Source organism: Kitasatospora sp. NPDC001119 (assembly GCF_053598475.1).
This window is the reverse complement of sequence record NZ_JBSFKI010000003.1, coordinates 372,893-385,487: the sequence shown is the minus strand read 5'-3', so window position 1 is coordinate 385,487 and position 12,595 is coordinate 372,893. Positions and strand designations below refer to the sequence as shown.

At 73.0% G+C, this 12,595-nt stretch carries 13 protein-coding genes; 8 read left to right on the top strand and 5 right to left on the bottom strand.

Annotation, left to right across the window (positions count from 1 at the left end):
- Positions 1-115: 115 nt before the first annotated feature.
- The gene (locus ACWDD9_RS06030; RefSeq protein WP_049656450.1) at positions 116-445 is read right to left on the bottom strand and encodes a hypothetical protein; all 330 of its coding nucleotides are present in this window, start codon (positions 443-445) and stop codon (positions 116-118) included.
- A gap of 130 nt (positions 446-575) precedes the next feature.
- Complete coding sequence (locus ACWDD9_RS06025; protein ID WP_074002606.1) at positions 576-1,133, bottom strand: TetR/AcrR family transcriptional regulator; 558 nt, start codon at positions 1,131-1,133, stop codon at positions 576-578.
- A 263-nt stretch (positions 1,134-1,396) separates the two neighbouring features.
- On the opposite strand from ACWDD9_RS06025, the gene ACWDD9_RS06020 reads away from it, so the two are divergent.
- The 3 genes from ACWDD9_RS06020 to ACWDD9_RS06010 all read left to right on the top strand — a co-directional run bounded on the left by ACWDD9_RS06020 (position 1,397) and on the right by ACWDD9_RS06010 (position 3,914).
- On the top strand, positions 1,397-2,278 hold the full coding sequence (locus ACWDD9_RS06020; protein ID WP_449810885.1) for an NAD(P)-dependent oxidoreductase: 882 nt from the start codon (positions 1,397-1,399) through the stop codon (positions 2,276-2,278).
- A gap of 229 nt (positions 2,279-2,507) precedes the next feature.
- A complete protein-coding gene (locus tag ACWDD9_RS06015) occupies positions 2,508-3,224 on the top strand; it encodes a GntR family transcriptional regulator (RefSeq protein WP_049656453.1) in 717 nt (238 codons plus the stop codon).
- 93 nt (positions 3,225-3,317) lie between these two features.
- On the top strand, positions 3,318-3,914 hold the full coding sequence (locus ACWDD9_RS06010; protein WP_049656455.1) for a Uma2 family endonuclease: 597 nt from the start codon (positions 3,318-3,320) through the stop codon (positions 3,912-3,914).
- A 1-nt stretch (position 3,915) separates the two neighbouring features.
- Here ACWDD9_RS06010 and ACWDD9_RS06005 read toward each other — a convergent pair whose 3' ends face one another.
- Positions 3,916-4,599: an ABC transporter ATP-binding protein gene (locus tag ACWDD9_RS06005; protein WP_049656456.1), complete on the bottom strand. Its 684-nt coding sequence runs from the start codon at positions 4,597-4,599 to the stop codon at positions 3,916-3,918.
- Positions 4,596-5,672: an ABC transporter permease gene (locus tag ACWDD9_RS06000; RefSeq protein WP_449810884.1), complete on the bottom strand. Its 1,077-nt coding sequence runs from the start codon at positions 5,670-5,672 to the stop codon at positions 4,596-4,598. The genes ACWDD9_RS06005 and ACWDD9_RS06000 overlap by 4 nt, the downstream gene beginning before the upstream one ends.
- A gap of 165 nt (positions 5,673-5,837) precedes the next feature.
- On the opposite strand from ACWDD9_RS06000, the gene ACWDD9_RS05995 reads away from it, so the two are divergent.
- The 4 genes from ACWDD9_RS05995 to ACWDD9_RS05980 all read left to right on the top strand — a co-directional run bounded on the left by ACWDD9_RS05995 (position 5,838) and on the right by ACWDD9_RS05980 (position 9,198).
- Positions 5,838-7,043, top strand: a complete 1,206-nt coding sequence (locus ACWDD9_RS05995) for a sensor histidine kinase (RefSeq protein ID WP_049656461.1) — start codon at positions 5,838-5,840, stop codon at positions 7,041-7,043.
- The gene (locus tag ACWDD9_RS05990; protein WP_049656462.1) at positions 7,040-7,666 is read left to right on the top strand and encodes a response regulator transcription factor; all 627 of its coding nucleotides are present in this window, start codon (positions 7,040-7,042) and stop codon (positions 7,664-7,666) included. The genes ACWDD9_RS05995 and ACWDD9_RS05990 overlap by 4 nt, the downstream gene beginning before the upstream one ends.
- A gap of 48 nt (positions 7,667-7,714) precedes the next feature.
- Positions 7,715-8,737, top strand: coding sequence for a nitronate monooxygenase (locus ACWDD9_RS05985; RefSeq protein WP_449810883.1), 1,023 nt, complete (start codon positions 7,715-7,717; stop codon positions 8,735-8,737).
- A gap of 131 nt (positions 8,738-8,868) precedes the next feature.
- A complete protein-coding gene (locus ACWDD9_RS05980; protein WP_117487201.1) occupies positions 8,869-9,198 on the top strand; it encodes an XRE family transcriptional regulator in 330 nt (109 codons plus the stop codon).
- 22 nt (positions 9,199-9,220) lie between these two features.
- On the opposite strand, the gene ACWDD9_RS05975 is transcribed toward ACWDD9_RS05980, so the two are convergent.
- Positions 9,221-10,672: an aminopeptidase P family protein gene (locus tag ACWDD9_RS05975; RefSeq protein WP_375876049.1), complete on the bottom strand. Its 1,452-nt coding sequence runs from the start codon at positions 10,670-10,672 to the stop codon at positions 9,221-9,223.
- Between the two features lie 162 nt (positions 10,673-10,834).
- Between ACWDD9_RS05975 and ACWDD9_RS05970 the strand changes: the two genes are divergently transcribed.
- Positions 10,835-12,583, top strand: coding sequence for an ABC transporter substrate-binding protein (locus ACWDD9_RS05970; protein WP_049651592.1), 1,749 nt, complete (start codon positions 10,835-10,837; stop codon positions 12,581-12,583).
- The last annotated feature ends 12 nt before the right edge of the window (positions 12,584-12,595 follow it).

Sequence of the window (12,595 nt, the reverse complement as noted above, 5' to 3'; positions counted from 1 at the left end):
CGGTCGCCAATGCTCCGCAGTGGCTCCCTCCTCCGCCTTGCGATGCACGCACCCCAACGCCGCCCCGCCCGCCCTCCGGGCGGACGACGGGAGTTTGAAGACACGCCCTAGCGGTTCAGTCGCCCAGGAAGACGAGCCAACTGCCCGGGGTGGCGGCGCAGTTGGCGAGCAGGTTGCGCAGTTCGCGGACGGCCGCCCGCTGCTCCCCGGTGGTGCAGCGGGCGAGCAGGGCGGTGGCCTCCTCGAAGGCGGCGCCGGCGTCCTGCTCGTTGAACGGGGTGTCCCCGTACGGGTCGATCCGGCCGAGCCGGTGGCGGGTCGGATCGGTGTGCCGGGCCAGGGCGGAGGTGAGGGCCTCGCCGGGGCTCGACAGGTGCAGCAACCTGGCGCTGGTGCGGCGGCCGCCGTTCGGGCGGCCGTCGTACAGCGCGATGTCGATCGACACGGCGTTACTCCTGGTGGTGGTCGGGAGTTGTGGAGCCGGAGCCGGTGCAGCGGGATGGGATCCCCCGCTGCACCGGCTCCTCACGTTTTCCGGCAGGCTCCCGGGCGGGCGGGCGGTCCGGGTCCGCGCGTCAGGCCCGGTCGTCGGCGTAGGCGGTGAGCAGGCGGGCCAGGTGCTTGCCGGTGACCAGCAGCGGCTCCTCGCTGCGGGCGACCTGGGCGGCGAGCTCGGCGCCCTCCAGGGTGCTGATCACGGTGCCGGCCAGCTCGCGGGCGTCCTGCTCGCCGATGCCGGCGGCGAGCAGCCGTTCCGTCACGACGGCCCGCCAGTGGGCGAAGGCCTCGGCCACCGCCTCCTCGATCACCGGCACCCGGCCGATCGTCTCCAGGGCGGTGCTGGTGATCGGGCAGCCGTCCTGCCAGTCGGACGCGCGCAGTTCGGTGGCGAGCAGCCGGGTGCAGGCGGTCATCGCCTCGCCCAGGTCCGGTGAGGAGCCGAGCCCGGCGTGCAGCATGACGGCGAACTCCTCGTCCCCGTGCCGGATCGCCTCGGCGGCCAACTCCTGCTTGCCGCCCGGGAAGAAGTGGTAGACGGAGCCGAGAGTGGCCTCGGCCTCGCGGGAGATCTGCTTGATCCCGGTGCCCTCGTACCCCTGGCGCTGCAGCAGCCGGGAGGTGGCCCGGACGATCCGCTCCCGGGTGCCGGGCTTCGCTTCGGCCTGCGCGCCGTCCTTCGGTGCGGCCTTCGCCGGGGCCTTCGCCGGGGCCTTCGCAGCGACCCTCACGGCGGCCTTCGGGTCGGCCTGCGCGGGGGTCTTCTCGGGCGTCTTCACGGCGTGATCCTAGCCGAGATTCTGAGTAGAGCGTTCGTTCCAGTCCTGTGCTAGCGTCGGCTCCGGCGCTCTGGATAGAGCGTTCGTTCTAGGCATTCGTCCAGTGGAGGGGAACACGCATGTCCGTGGAGCAGCAGGCGAAGCGATCCGTGACGGTGATCGGGCTCGGCCCGATGGGGCAGGCCATGGCCCGGGCGTTCCTGGACGCCGGGTACGCCGTCACGGTGTGGAACCGCACGGCCGCACGGGCCGACGAACTCGTCGCCCGGGGCGCGCAGGCGGCGCCCAGCGCGGAGGCGGCGGTGGCGGCGAACGAACTGGTGGTGCTCAGCCTCACCGACTACGACGCCGTGTTCACCGTCCTGGAGTCGGTCGAGCCGGCGCTGAAGGGGAAGGTGGTCGCGAACCTCAGCTCGGACACCCCCGGGCGGGCCCGCGACGCCGCCCGCTGGCTGGCCGAGCGCGGCGCCGGACACCTGACCGGCGGGGTGCAGGTGCCGCCCTCGGGCATCGGCAGCCCCGAGTCGTCCACCTTCTACAGCGGCCCGGTCGAGCTGTTCCGGCGGCACCGGGCCGCCCTGGAGGTGCTCACCGCGGCCGACTACCGGGGCGACGACCCCGGGCTGGCCCAGCTGTACTACCAGATCCAGATGGACCTGTTCTGGTCCTCGATGGTCGGCTACCTGCACGCCACGGCGGTCGCCGAGGCCAACGGCATCACCGCCGAGGAGTTCCTGCCGTACGCCCTGCCCACCGCCGCGCTGCTGCCGCGGATGATCGAGTTCTACGCGCCGCGGATCACCGCCGGGGACCACCGCGGGGACGTCGACCGGCTGACGATGGCACTCGCGAGCATCGAGCACGTCCAGCACACCGCGGAGGACTCCGGGGTGGACGGCGCCCTGCCGGCCCTCCTCGCGGAGGCGGTCCGGCGGGGTGTGGCGGACGGGGACGGCGCGGCCAGCCTGAGCACCCTGGTGGGGCGGTTCCGCCGGGTGTAGCCCTCCGGGCGGACCTCCGTGCGGATCTTCGTACGGACCTCCCGGGCGGACCGGAAGATCGTGTGCCGTCGGCCGTTGTCACGGCCGACGGCCGCTGTCACCATGGCGTTCGGCAGGAGGAGGGGCCGGAGCGGCGGGTCGGTGACGGGTGTTCGAATCACTGGCTGTTGCGCACGCAACGTAACGTGACATTGTACGCTGGTGTTCTGCACCCACCCGGAGGAACACCATGGCCGACCTCAAGTCCCGCACCCTGATCTCCGTACAGGAGCGGCTTCGCGACCAGGTCGCGCACGCACTCCGGGCGGCCCTGATCTCCGGCGAACTGCGCCCCGGCGTCGTCTACTCCGCCCCCGCGCTCGCCGCCGACTTCGGCGTCTCCGCGACCCCCGTCCGCGAGGCCATGCTCGACCTCGCCCGCGAGGGCCTGGTCGAAGCCGTCCGCAACAAGGGCTTCCGGGTCACCGAGCTGACCGACCGCGACCTCGACGACTTCACCGAGATCCGCGCCCTGATCGAGGTCCCGACCGTCGGCCGGGTGGCGCGCACCGCCACCAAGGAGCAGCTGGAGCGGCTGCGCCCGCAGGCCGAGGCGATCGTCGCGGCGGCCCGCAAGCACGACCTGATCGGCTACCTGGAGGCCGACCGCCAGTTCCACCTCGACCTGCTGGGCCTGGCCGGCAACTCGCGGCTGGTCGAGGTCGTCGGCGACCTGCGCAAGCGCTCGCGGCTCTACGGCCTCAACCGGCTCGACGAGCGCGGCGAGCTGGTCTCCTCGGCGGAGGAGCACCTGGAGCTGCTCGACCTGCTGCTCGCCGGCGACGCGGCCGGGGCCGAGGCCTGCATGACCCGCCACCTCAGCCACGTCCGCTCCCTCTGGGCCGGCGAGGAGAAGCCCGCCGAACCGGAGCCCTCGGCCCTGCGCCTGCGGTCCGGCCGGGGCTAAACCGCTCGTTCGGGTGAAGACTGAGGATCGGGCGCCGAAAGGCGTGCCGGTTCTACGATGATGCTCTCGACATCGGCAGCCAGGAGGAAATCCATGTCCGCCGCAGCAGTGGAAGAGCCCATGGAGCAGCCGACGCTGCTCGAAGCCGCTGAGCTGATCTCCAACCAGTTCACCGGGCACCGGGTCGAGATCGTCGGGAGCCAGATCACCGTGACGCCGCCGCCGAACGCTTCGCACAGCAAGTCGCTGAGCCGCCTGATGCGCGTGCTGTTCCAGGCCGGCCTCGATGGAGGCGGGACCGAAGTCCTTCAGGGCGTCGGGATCTGGCTGCCGGATGGGCCGTCGGACTATGCGATTCCCGATCTGGTGGTTGTCGACGCCGATATCGACGATCACCTGATCGAGTACAACTGCTACGACCCGGCCGTCTTCCGGCTCGTTCTGGAAGTCACCTCGTCCAACCACAGCGATGACTTGAAGAGGAAGCCTTTCGTCTACGCGTCTGCCGGCGTGCCCGTCTACGTGATCGTGGATCGCGCGAATCAGCGAGTCATGGTGCTCACCGATCCGCGGGACGGCGAATACCGGGTGCACGCCGTCCACCACCCCGGGCAGTCCTTCACCCTGCCGGAGTCGATCGGAGCGTCGGTGACGCTCTCGGTGGACGACGTGCTGACGGCCAAGAAGTAGGTCAGAGCGCCGCCGCCGGGAGGGTCAGCCGTCCGTCGTGGACCTCGGCGATCTGGTCGACGGCCGTCAGGTGGGTGCGGTCGTGGGTGACCAGGACGGTGGCGGTGGCCCGGCGGTGGGTGAGGTCGGTGATCAGGTCGAGGACGGCGGCGCCGCGTTCGTGGTCGAGGGCGCTGGTGGGTTCGTCGACCAGCAGGACGGTGGGGTCGTTCATCAGCGCGCGGGCGATGTTGACCCGCTGGCGCTGCCCGCCGGAGAGCTGGTGCGGCCGGCGGGCGGCCTGGTCGCGCAGGCCGACGGCGTCGAGGAGTTCCAGGGCGCGGGGGAGGGCGCCGCGCGGGGGGCGGCCGTCGAGGTGGGCCATCACCTGCAACTGCTCCACGGCGGTGAGCGAGGGCAGCAGGTTGGCCTGCTGGAAGACGATGCCGATCCTGGTGCGGCGCAGCGCGGTGAGGTCCGCCCGGCTGAGGCCCGCGGTGTCGGTGCCGTCGACGACGACCTGCCCGGAGTCCGGGGTGATCAGGGTGGCGGCGACCGCGAGCAGGCTGGACTTGCCGGAGCCGGAGGGGCCGACGACGGCGGTGAGCGTGCCCTTGGGGACGGTCAGCGAGACCTCGTCGAGTGCCGTGAGCCGGCCGTCGCCGTCCGGGTAGGTGAGGGTGATGCGGTCGAGGACGAGACTCATCGGGCGCTCCCGAGGGCGGTCAGCGGGTCGACGGAGGTGATCCGGCGGATGGACAGGGCCGCGCCGATCGCGCCGAGGGCGATCATGACGGCGGCGGGCAGCAGGACGGTCGGGGCGTCCAGGACGAAGGGGACGGCGGAGCCGATCAGCGCGCCGAAGCCGGACGCGATCGCGGTGCCGACGACCGTGCCGAGCAGCAGCAGGAGGACGGCCTGGCCGAGGGCGTCGCGCAGCAGGTAGCGGGTGGAGGCGCCGAGGGCCTTGAGGACGGCGATGTCGCCGCTGCGCTGGATCGTCCAGACGGTGAAGAACGCGCCGATCACCAGGGCCGAGATGGCGAACAGGAAGCCGCGCATCAGCTGGAGGGAGCCGTTCTCGGAGGTGTAGGAGCCGATCGCGGCGAGGGCGTCGTCGCGGGTGCGGGTCTCGGTGCCGTGGCGGGCGTCGGCGGCGGCCAGGTCGGCGCCCTTGGCGGTGTCGAGCGCGATGACGGTGGCGTGGCCGGCGCCGCCGGGGGCGGCCTGCTGCCAGTCGCCGAGGCTGGTCCAGATCACCGGGGTGTGGCTGTACGCGGCGTCGCCCTCGACGGCGGCGACCCGCAGCGGGTGGCCGGCCAGGGTGAAGTCGGCGCCGGGGGCGAGGCCGCCCAGGTTCTCGGCGGCGGTCTTGGACAGTACGGCCTGGCCGGGGGCGATCCGGCTGCCCTGCGGGGCGAGTGCGGAGCCCTCCGGGACGCCGAAGGCGGAGAGCGCGGCGGTGCGCTGTCCGGCGGCGGCCTTGGTGGTGGTGATGCCGATCGGCTGGGCGGAGGTGACGCCGGGCTCGCGGGCCCAGGCCTGCCACTGGTCGGGGGTGACCTGGGAGTCGGTGAAGGAGAGCTTCTGCCCGTCGGCCGGCTTGCCGAAGACCAGGTGGTCGGCGGGCAGTCCGGTGATCGCGGAGATGTTCTGCCGGCCGAGCCCGGCGGTCAGCCCGGACAGCAGGCCGACCAGCACGGTGATCAGCACGATGACGGTTCCCATCAGGGCGAACCGCCCCTTGGCGAACCTCAGGTCCCTCCAGGCGACGAACACGACGGGGCCTTCCTCTGGACAGGTGGTTTCGACACTTCCACCGTCCTGGACGGGAGGGGTCCGGGGCATCGCGCCGGGGATTGCATCCTGGGCATCAAAGGGGAGAGCCCGAGTTCAACCTTTTGATTGATGCCGGGTGCCGGGCTAGGAACTTAGGCTGGACGGATGGCGACCGAACGATCCAGAACCACCCCCGTCGCCCGCGTCCTCCAGGTCTGCCTGCACCTGCTCGTGGCGGGCCTGCTCGCGCTCGCCGTCGCCCGGGCCGTCCTCGTCGACCGGGGCGGCGATCCGGCCGCCGTCGCCGCCGCGGCCACCGCGATGGCCGCCGTCTACACCGTCGGGCCGCAGCTGGCCGCCGTGCGCCGCTCCCGGCGGGCGGCCGCGCTCTGGCTGGCGCTGCTCGGCGTCACCTGGGCGGGCGTGCTGATCACCACCCAGGACGGCGTCTGGCTGGCCTTCCCGCTGTACTTCCTGGAACTGCACCTGCTGGGGCGGCGCGGCGGGCTGGTCGCCGTCGGGCTGACCGCCGCCGCGTCGATCGCCGCGTGGTCCTGGCACCAGCACAGCTTCAGCTTCGCCGCCTCGATCGGGCCCGCGCTCGGCGCGGCCGTCGCCACCGCCACCGTGCTCGGCTACCAGGCGCTGTACCGGGAGAGCGAGGAGCGCCGCCGGCTGATCGACGAGCTGACCGCCGCCCGCGCCGACGCCGCCGCCGCCCACCACGCCGCCGGGGTGCTGGCCGAGCGGGAGCGGCTCGCCCGGGAGATCCACGACACCCTCGCACAGGGCCTCAGCTCCATCCAGCTGCTGCTGCGGGCCGCCCAGCGGGCCCTGCCGGAGCGCACCGAGACCGCCGCCGGGTACGTCGAGCAGGCGCGGCAGGCCGCCCAGGACAACCTGGACGAGGCCCGCCGGTTCGTCCGGGCGCTCACCCCGCCCGCGCTGGACGGGGACCCGCTGCCGGTCGCGCTGGAGCGGCTGTGCGCGACGACGACGGCGCAGAGCGGCCTGCCGGTGAAGCTGCACGTCTCCGGCGCCCCGGTCCGGCTGCCGGCCGCGGAGGAGGTCGCGCTGCTGCGGATCGCGCAGTCGGCGCTCGGCAACACCGTCCGGCACGCGGGGGCCGCGCGGGCCGAGGTGACACTCAGCTACATGGAGGGTGAGGTGGCACTGGACGTGTACGACGACGGGGCCGGGTTCGACCCGGCGGCGGTCGCCGGCCGAACCGGCGGGGACGGCGGCTTCGGGCTGCCGTCGATGCGGGCCCGGGCGCGGGCGCTCGGCGGCGGCTTCACGGTGGAGTCGGCGCCCGGGCAGGGCACGACGGTGGCGGTGCAGCTGCCGGTCACCCCGGAGGCCGGCCAGTGATCCGGCTGCTCATCGCCGACGACCACCCGGTGGTGCGGGCCGGGCTGCGGGCCGTGCTGGAGTGCGAACCGGACTTCGCGATCGTGGCGGAGGCGGCCACCGCCGAGCGGGCCGTCGAACTGGCGGCCGAGCCGGGCGTGGACGTGGTGCTGATGGACCTCCAGTTCGGGCCGGGATCGGCCATGAACGGGGCGCAGGCCACCGCGGCGATCACCGCCCGGGCGGGCGCGCCGCGGGTCCTGGTGGTCACCACGTACGACACCGACGCGGACACCCTGCCCGCCCTGGAGGCGGGCGCCACCGGCTACCTGCTGAAGGACGCGCCGCCGGAGGAGCTGGCCCAGGCCGTCCGGGCCGCCGCGGCGGGGCGCAGCGCGCTGGCGCCCAGCGTGGCGGACCGGCTGCTGGAACGGATGCGGACGCCCGCGGCGGCGCTCAGCGCCCGGGAGACCGAGGTGCTGGGGCTGGTCGCGGACGGGCTGACCAACCAGCAGGTCAGCCAGCGGCTGCACCTGAGCCAGGCCACGGTGAAGTCCCATCTGGTGCACATCTACACCAAGTTGGGCGTGGACTCGCGCACGGCGGCGGTGCGCGAGGCACGGCGGCTGGGGCTGATCCGCTGAGCGTAGGGTGGGGGTGTTCCGTGCCCGTGGCAGCGTGAGGAGCGCCTGATGACCGTCCGTCTCGACGAGCTCGCCGTACCGGTGATCGCCGCCCCGATGGCGGGCGGGCCCTCGACGCCCGAACTGGCGGCGGCGGTGAACCGGGCCGGCGGGCTCGGGTTCCTGGCCGGCGCCCTCAAGACCGCCCAGGCGATGGCCGAGCAGATCGCGGCGGTACGGAAGTCGACCGACCGGCCGTACGGGGTGAACCTCTTCGTGCCGGGCACGCCCGGGGACGCGGCGGCCGTCGCGGCGTACCGGGAGCGGCTGCGCCCCGAGGCCGAGCAGTGGGGCGTGACCCTGCCGGAGGAGATCGGGCCGGACCGCGACGACTGGGAGGCCAAGCTCGCCCTCCTGCTCGCCGACCCGGTGCCGGTGCTCTCGTACACCTTCGGGCTGCCCACGGCCGAGGAAGCGGCGGCGGTGCGGGCGGTCGGCACGACCCAGGTCGCCACCGTCACCACGCCCGAGGAGGCGCGGGCGGCGCAGGCCCTCGGGATGGACGCGCTGTGCGTGCAGGGCCCGGAGGCGGGCGGCCACCGGGGCACCCACCGGGTGACGGACCGGCCCGGGGAGCAGCCGCTGCTCGAACTGCTGCCCGCCGTACGGGAGGTGACGGCGCTGCCGCTGATCGCCGCGGGCGGACTCGGCGACGGCGCGGCCGTCGCGGCGGCACTGCGGGCGGGGGCGGTGGCGGTGCAGCTGGGCACGGCGCTGCTGCGTTCGGACGAGTCCGGCGCCTCGGCCGCCCACCGGGCGGCGCTCGTCGAACTCCCGGAGACGGCCGTCACCCGCGCCTTCACCGGCCGCCCGGCCCGCGGCCTGCGCAACGGCTTCATCGACCGCCACGACCCGTACGCCCCGCCCGCCTACCCCGAGGTCCACCACCTCACCGCCCCCCTCCGCGCCGCCGCCGCCCGCCGCGGCGACACCGACGCCATGCACCTCTGGGCCGGCACCGCCCACCACCTGGCCCGCACCGGCCCGGCGGAGCAGATCGTCGCCGACCTGTGGCAGGCAGCGCGCGGGTAGCCGGTCGGGGGCGCGCAGGACTCGGCGTGTTGTCCCCCGCAGGGGTGGATTGAGCGGGAAGTCCCTGTAGAGCTCATGAGTTGAGTGCTTAACGTGGCGCCCATGCACAGGCAGAGCGCCGGAGGGCGCGCATGAAGGGTCGTAGCTGGACCGAGGTGTGGGCCGAGGCGCAGCGGATCAACCCCTGGCTGGCCTCGCCGGAGGCGGAGGCCGACCGGGCTCGGATCCGAAAGGAGAACCTGGCCCGGATCCGCGGCTACGAGCTGGCCGAGATGCGGAAGTCGGCCAACCTCACCCAGAAGGAGGTGGCGGCGCTGATGGGAGTGAGTCAGGCGCGGGTGTCCCAGATCGAGCACGGGCAGGTGGACAGCCTGGACAACCTGCGGGCGTATTCGGCGGCGATCGGCGGCGAGGTCGAGGTGATGATTCGGCGGGGGGAGCGGACGATCAAGGTGGCTTGACCGTCCGCTCCTGGCGGCCTCCTCAGGACAGCAGGGTCGCCATCCAGGACTCGACGTCGGTGGCGGTCCTCGGGAGGGCGCCGGACATCAGGTGGGCGCCGTCGGGGGTGATGACGAGGTCGTCCTCGATGCGGATGCCGAGGCCGCGGAGTTCGGCGGGGAGGGTCTCGTCGTCGGGCTGGAGGTAGAGGCCGGGTTCGACGGTGAGGACCATGCCCTCCTCCAGGGTGGCGTCGAGGTAGCGGTCGGCGCGGGACTTGGCGCAGTCGTGGTAGTCGAGGCCGAGCATGTGGCCGCTGCCGCAGAGGGTGTAGCGGCGGTAGAGGCCGTTGTCCTCGGCGAGGGCCTCTTCGGCGGAGACGGGCAGGACGCCCCAGTCGGCGAGGCCTTCGGCGATGACCCGCATGGCGGCGCGGTGGAAGTCGCGGAACCGCGCGCCCGGGCGGAGGGTGGCGATGCCGGCGCTCTGGGCGGCGAGGACGAGGTCGTAGGCCTGGCGCTGGATCGGGGTGAAGGTGCCGCTGAGCGGCAGGGTGCGGGTGATGTCGGCGGCGTAGAGGGTGTCGGTCTCGACGCCGGCGTCCAGCAGGAGGAGGGAGTTCGGGTCGAGGGCGCCGTCGTTGCGGATCCAGTGCAGGACGCAGGCGTGGGCGCCGGAGGCGGCGATGGTGGTGTAGGAGGTGCCGTTGCCCTCGGCGCGGGCGCGCAGGTCGAAGACGCCCTCGATCCAGCGTTCGCCGCGGTGGTGGCGCAGTGCGGTGGGCAGGGCCCGGACGACGTCCTCGAAGCCGGTGGTGGTGTGGTCGACGGCCAGTTGCAGCTGTCCGATCTCCCATTCGTCCTTGACCAGGCGCAACTCGGAGAGGACGGCGGCGAGTTCGCCGTCCCGCCGGCCGTCGGCGGGCCGTCCGGTGGCCTCGTCGACGAGCGGGTCGGTGCCGGCCAGGACCCGGGTGGGGGGCTGGGGGCCGGTGAGCAGTTTGCCGAGGTCGTCGAGGTGTTCGGTGCGTACGCCGGTGAGTCGGGCGGCCTCGGCGAGGTCGGGCCGGGAGCCGACCCAGAACTCGCCGTAGCGGCGGTCGCGGTAGAACTCGCCGCCGTCGCGCGGTGAGCGCGGGCGCAGGTAGAGGACGGGTTCGTGGCCTTCGGGGCCGGCGGGTTCGAGGACGAGGACGTGGTCGGCCTGGTCCTCGCCGGTGAGGCCGGTGAGCCAGACGTACGCGCTGTGCGGGCGGAAGCGGTAGTCGAGGTCGTTGCAGCGGACCTTGAGCCGGCCGGCCGGGACGATCAGCCGTTCGCCGGGGAAGGCGGCGGAGAGCCGGGCGCGGCGGCCGGGGAAGCGGTCGTGGCCGGGGACGCGCCGGTCGGCGGGGAGCGGGGTGGCGGCCCAGCTGGTGGCCATGAAGGAGGCGAGGGCGGGGGAGACCGGGAGGTCGTGGCTCCCGGTGTTGAGGCCGGTCGGGGGAAGGGTCACCGGTGAACTCCTTGGCGGGGCGGGGGAGATGCTGGCACGGACACAGCTCGGTAACGGGAGCCGTCACCTCTTGTGCAGTGCAATTTCACATTACTATGTTACGGGTCACACAGCGCAGCGGCCAGATCCGGCGGATCGGGCCCCCCACAGCGGAGTTGCAACATGACCAGGCGCACCCACGCCGCCCTCGCGGCGGCCCTCGCGGCGACCCTCACCCTCGGCCTCGGGGCCTGCTCCAACGACAAGAGTGACGGCGGCAGCGACGCCGCCCCCTCCGACGGCAAGGGCCCGGGCGCCGCGTCCGGCTCGGTCATCGGCGGCACCCCTGCCAAGGGCGGCACCCTCACCGTCCTGACCAACCAGGACTTCGCCCACCTCGACCCGGCCCGCAGCTGGGTGGTGCCGCACATGGACTTCGGCACCCGGCTGATCTACCGCACCCTGACCACCTTCAAGGCCGAGCCGGGCGCGGCGGGCAGCGAGATCGTCCCGGACCTCGCCACCGACCTCGGCAAGTCCTCCGACGGCGGCAAGGTGTGGACCTTCACCCTCAAGGACGGCCTCAAGTACGAGGACGGCTCGCCGATCAAGGCCGCCGACATCAAGTACAACGTCGAGCGGTCCTTCTCCCCGGACCTCACCGGCGGCCCCGACTACGCGATCCAGTACCTGGCCGGCGGCGAGAACTACAAGGGCCCGCTGAACGGCGAGCACCTGGCGAGCATCGAGACCCCGGACGACAAGACGATCGTCTTCCACCTGAAGCGCCCGGTCGCCGAGTTCTCCTCCACCGTCTCGCTGCCGACCTTCTCCCCGGTGCCGCAGTCCCAGGAGAAGGGCACCCAGTACGACGCCCGGCCGTTCTCCTCCGGCCCGTACAAGATCGAGACCTACGACCGCGGCAAGCAGCTGGTGCTGGTCCGCAACACCAACTGGGACCCGGCCACCGACACCGTCCGCAAGGCCTACCCGGACAAGGTCGTGGTCACCGAGGGCATCAAGGGCGGCCAGGCCGACGACCGGATCATCGCCAGCGACGGCGCCGACGCCAACGCGATCAACATGCCGTGGATGGCGCACGAGACCGTCGCCAAGGTGCTGCCCAAGCCGGACGTCAAGTCCCGCATGGCCGCCGAGGTCACCGGCTGTACCGACATGCTGTACATGAACACCTCCAAGGCCCCCTTCGACGACCCGAAGGTGCGCGAGGCGATGATGTGGGCGGTCGACCGCGAGGGGCAGGTGACGGCCTTCGGCGGCCCGGCGATGGCCGACGTGGCGACCTCCTACCTGCCGCCCTCGCTGACCGGCGGCGTCAAGTCCGACCCGCTGAAGGTCCCGGCGGCCGGTGACCCGGAGAAGGCCAAGAAGCTGCTCCAGGAGGCGGGCAAGAGCGACCTCAAGGTCTCGCTCACCGTCTCGCTCGGCGACAAGAGCCGTGCCGAGGCGATCCAGCAGTCGCTGTCCAAGGCCGGCGTCCAGGTCACCATCAACACCACCGACCCGTCCGCCTTCCAGGACACCGTCGGCGACATCAAGAACGCCCCTGACCTGACCATCAGCGGCTGGTGCCCCGACTACCCCTCCGGTGCGACCTTCCTCCCGTTCCAGTTCGACGGCCGCACCATCAAGGAGAAGGGCAACCAGGGCAACCTGAGCCAGTTCAAGGACCAGGCCACGATGGACCGGATGGACCAGATCGCGGCCATGACGGACGTCAACGAGGCCAACAAGGCCTGGCAGCAGCTGGACCAGGACCTGGCGAAGAAGGCCCCGGCCGTCCCGCTGATCTGGCAGCGCCGCCCCCTGCTGGTCGGCACCAACGTGGCCGGCGCCTTCGGCAACCAGGGCTACGCCGGGATGCTCGACCTGGGTGCCATCGGCCTCAAGGACCCCGCCAAGGGCAAGTGAGGGGCCGGCAGC

Excerpts from the sequence above, each read along its gene's own strand:
- ACWDD9_RS06020 (WP_449810885.1), top strand. The coding sequence starts at position 1,397 with ATGTCCGTGGAGCAGCAGGCGAAGCGATCCGTGACGGTGATCGGGCTC.
- ACWDD9_RS06015 (WP_049656453.1), top strand. The coding sequence starts at position 2,508 with ATGGCCGACCTCAAGTCCCGCACCCTGATCTCCGTACAGGAGCGGCTT.
- ACWDD9_RS06010 (WP_049656455.1), top strand. The coding sequence starts at position 3,318 with ATGTCCGCCGCAGCAGTGGAAGAGCCCATGGAGCAGCCGACGCTGCTC.
- ACWDD9_RS06005 (WP_049656456.1), bottom strand. The coding sequence starts at position 4,599 with ATGAGTCTCGTCCTCGACCGCATCACCCTCACCTACCCGGACGGCGAC.
- ACWDD9_RS05995 (WP_049656461.1), top strand. The coding sequence starts at position 5,838 with ATGGCGACCGAACGATCCAGAACCACCCCCGTCGCCCGCGTCCTCCAG.
- ACWDD9_RS05985 (WP_449810883.1), top strand. The coding sequence starts at position 7,715 with ATGACCGTCCGTCTCGACGAGCTCGCCGTACCGGTGATCGCCGCCCCG.
- ACWDD9_RS05980 (WP_117487201.1), top strand. The coding sequence starts at position 8,869 with ATGAAGGGTCGTAGCTGGACCGAGGTGTGGGCCGAGGCGCAGCGGATC.
- ACWDD9_RS05970 (WP_049651592.1), top strand. The coding sequence starts at position 10,835 with ATGACCAGGCGCACCCACGCCGCCCTCGCGGCGGCCCTCGCGGCGACC.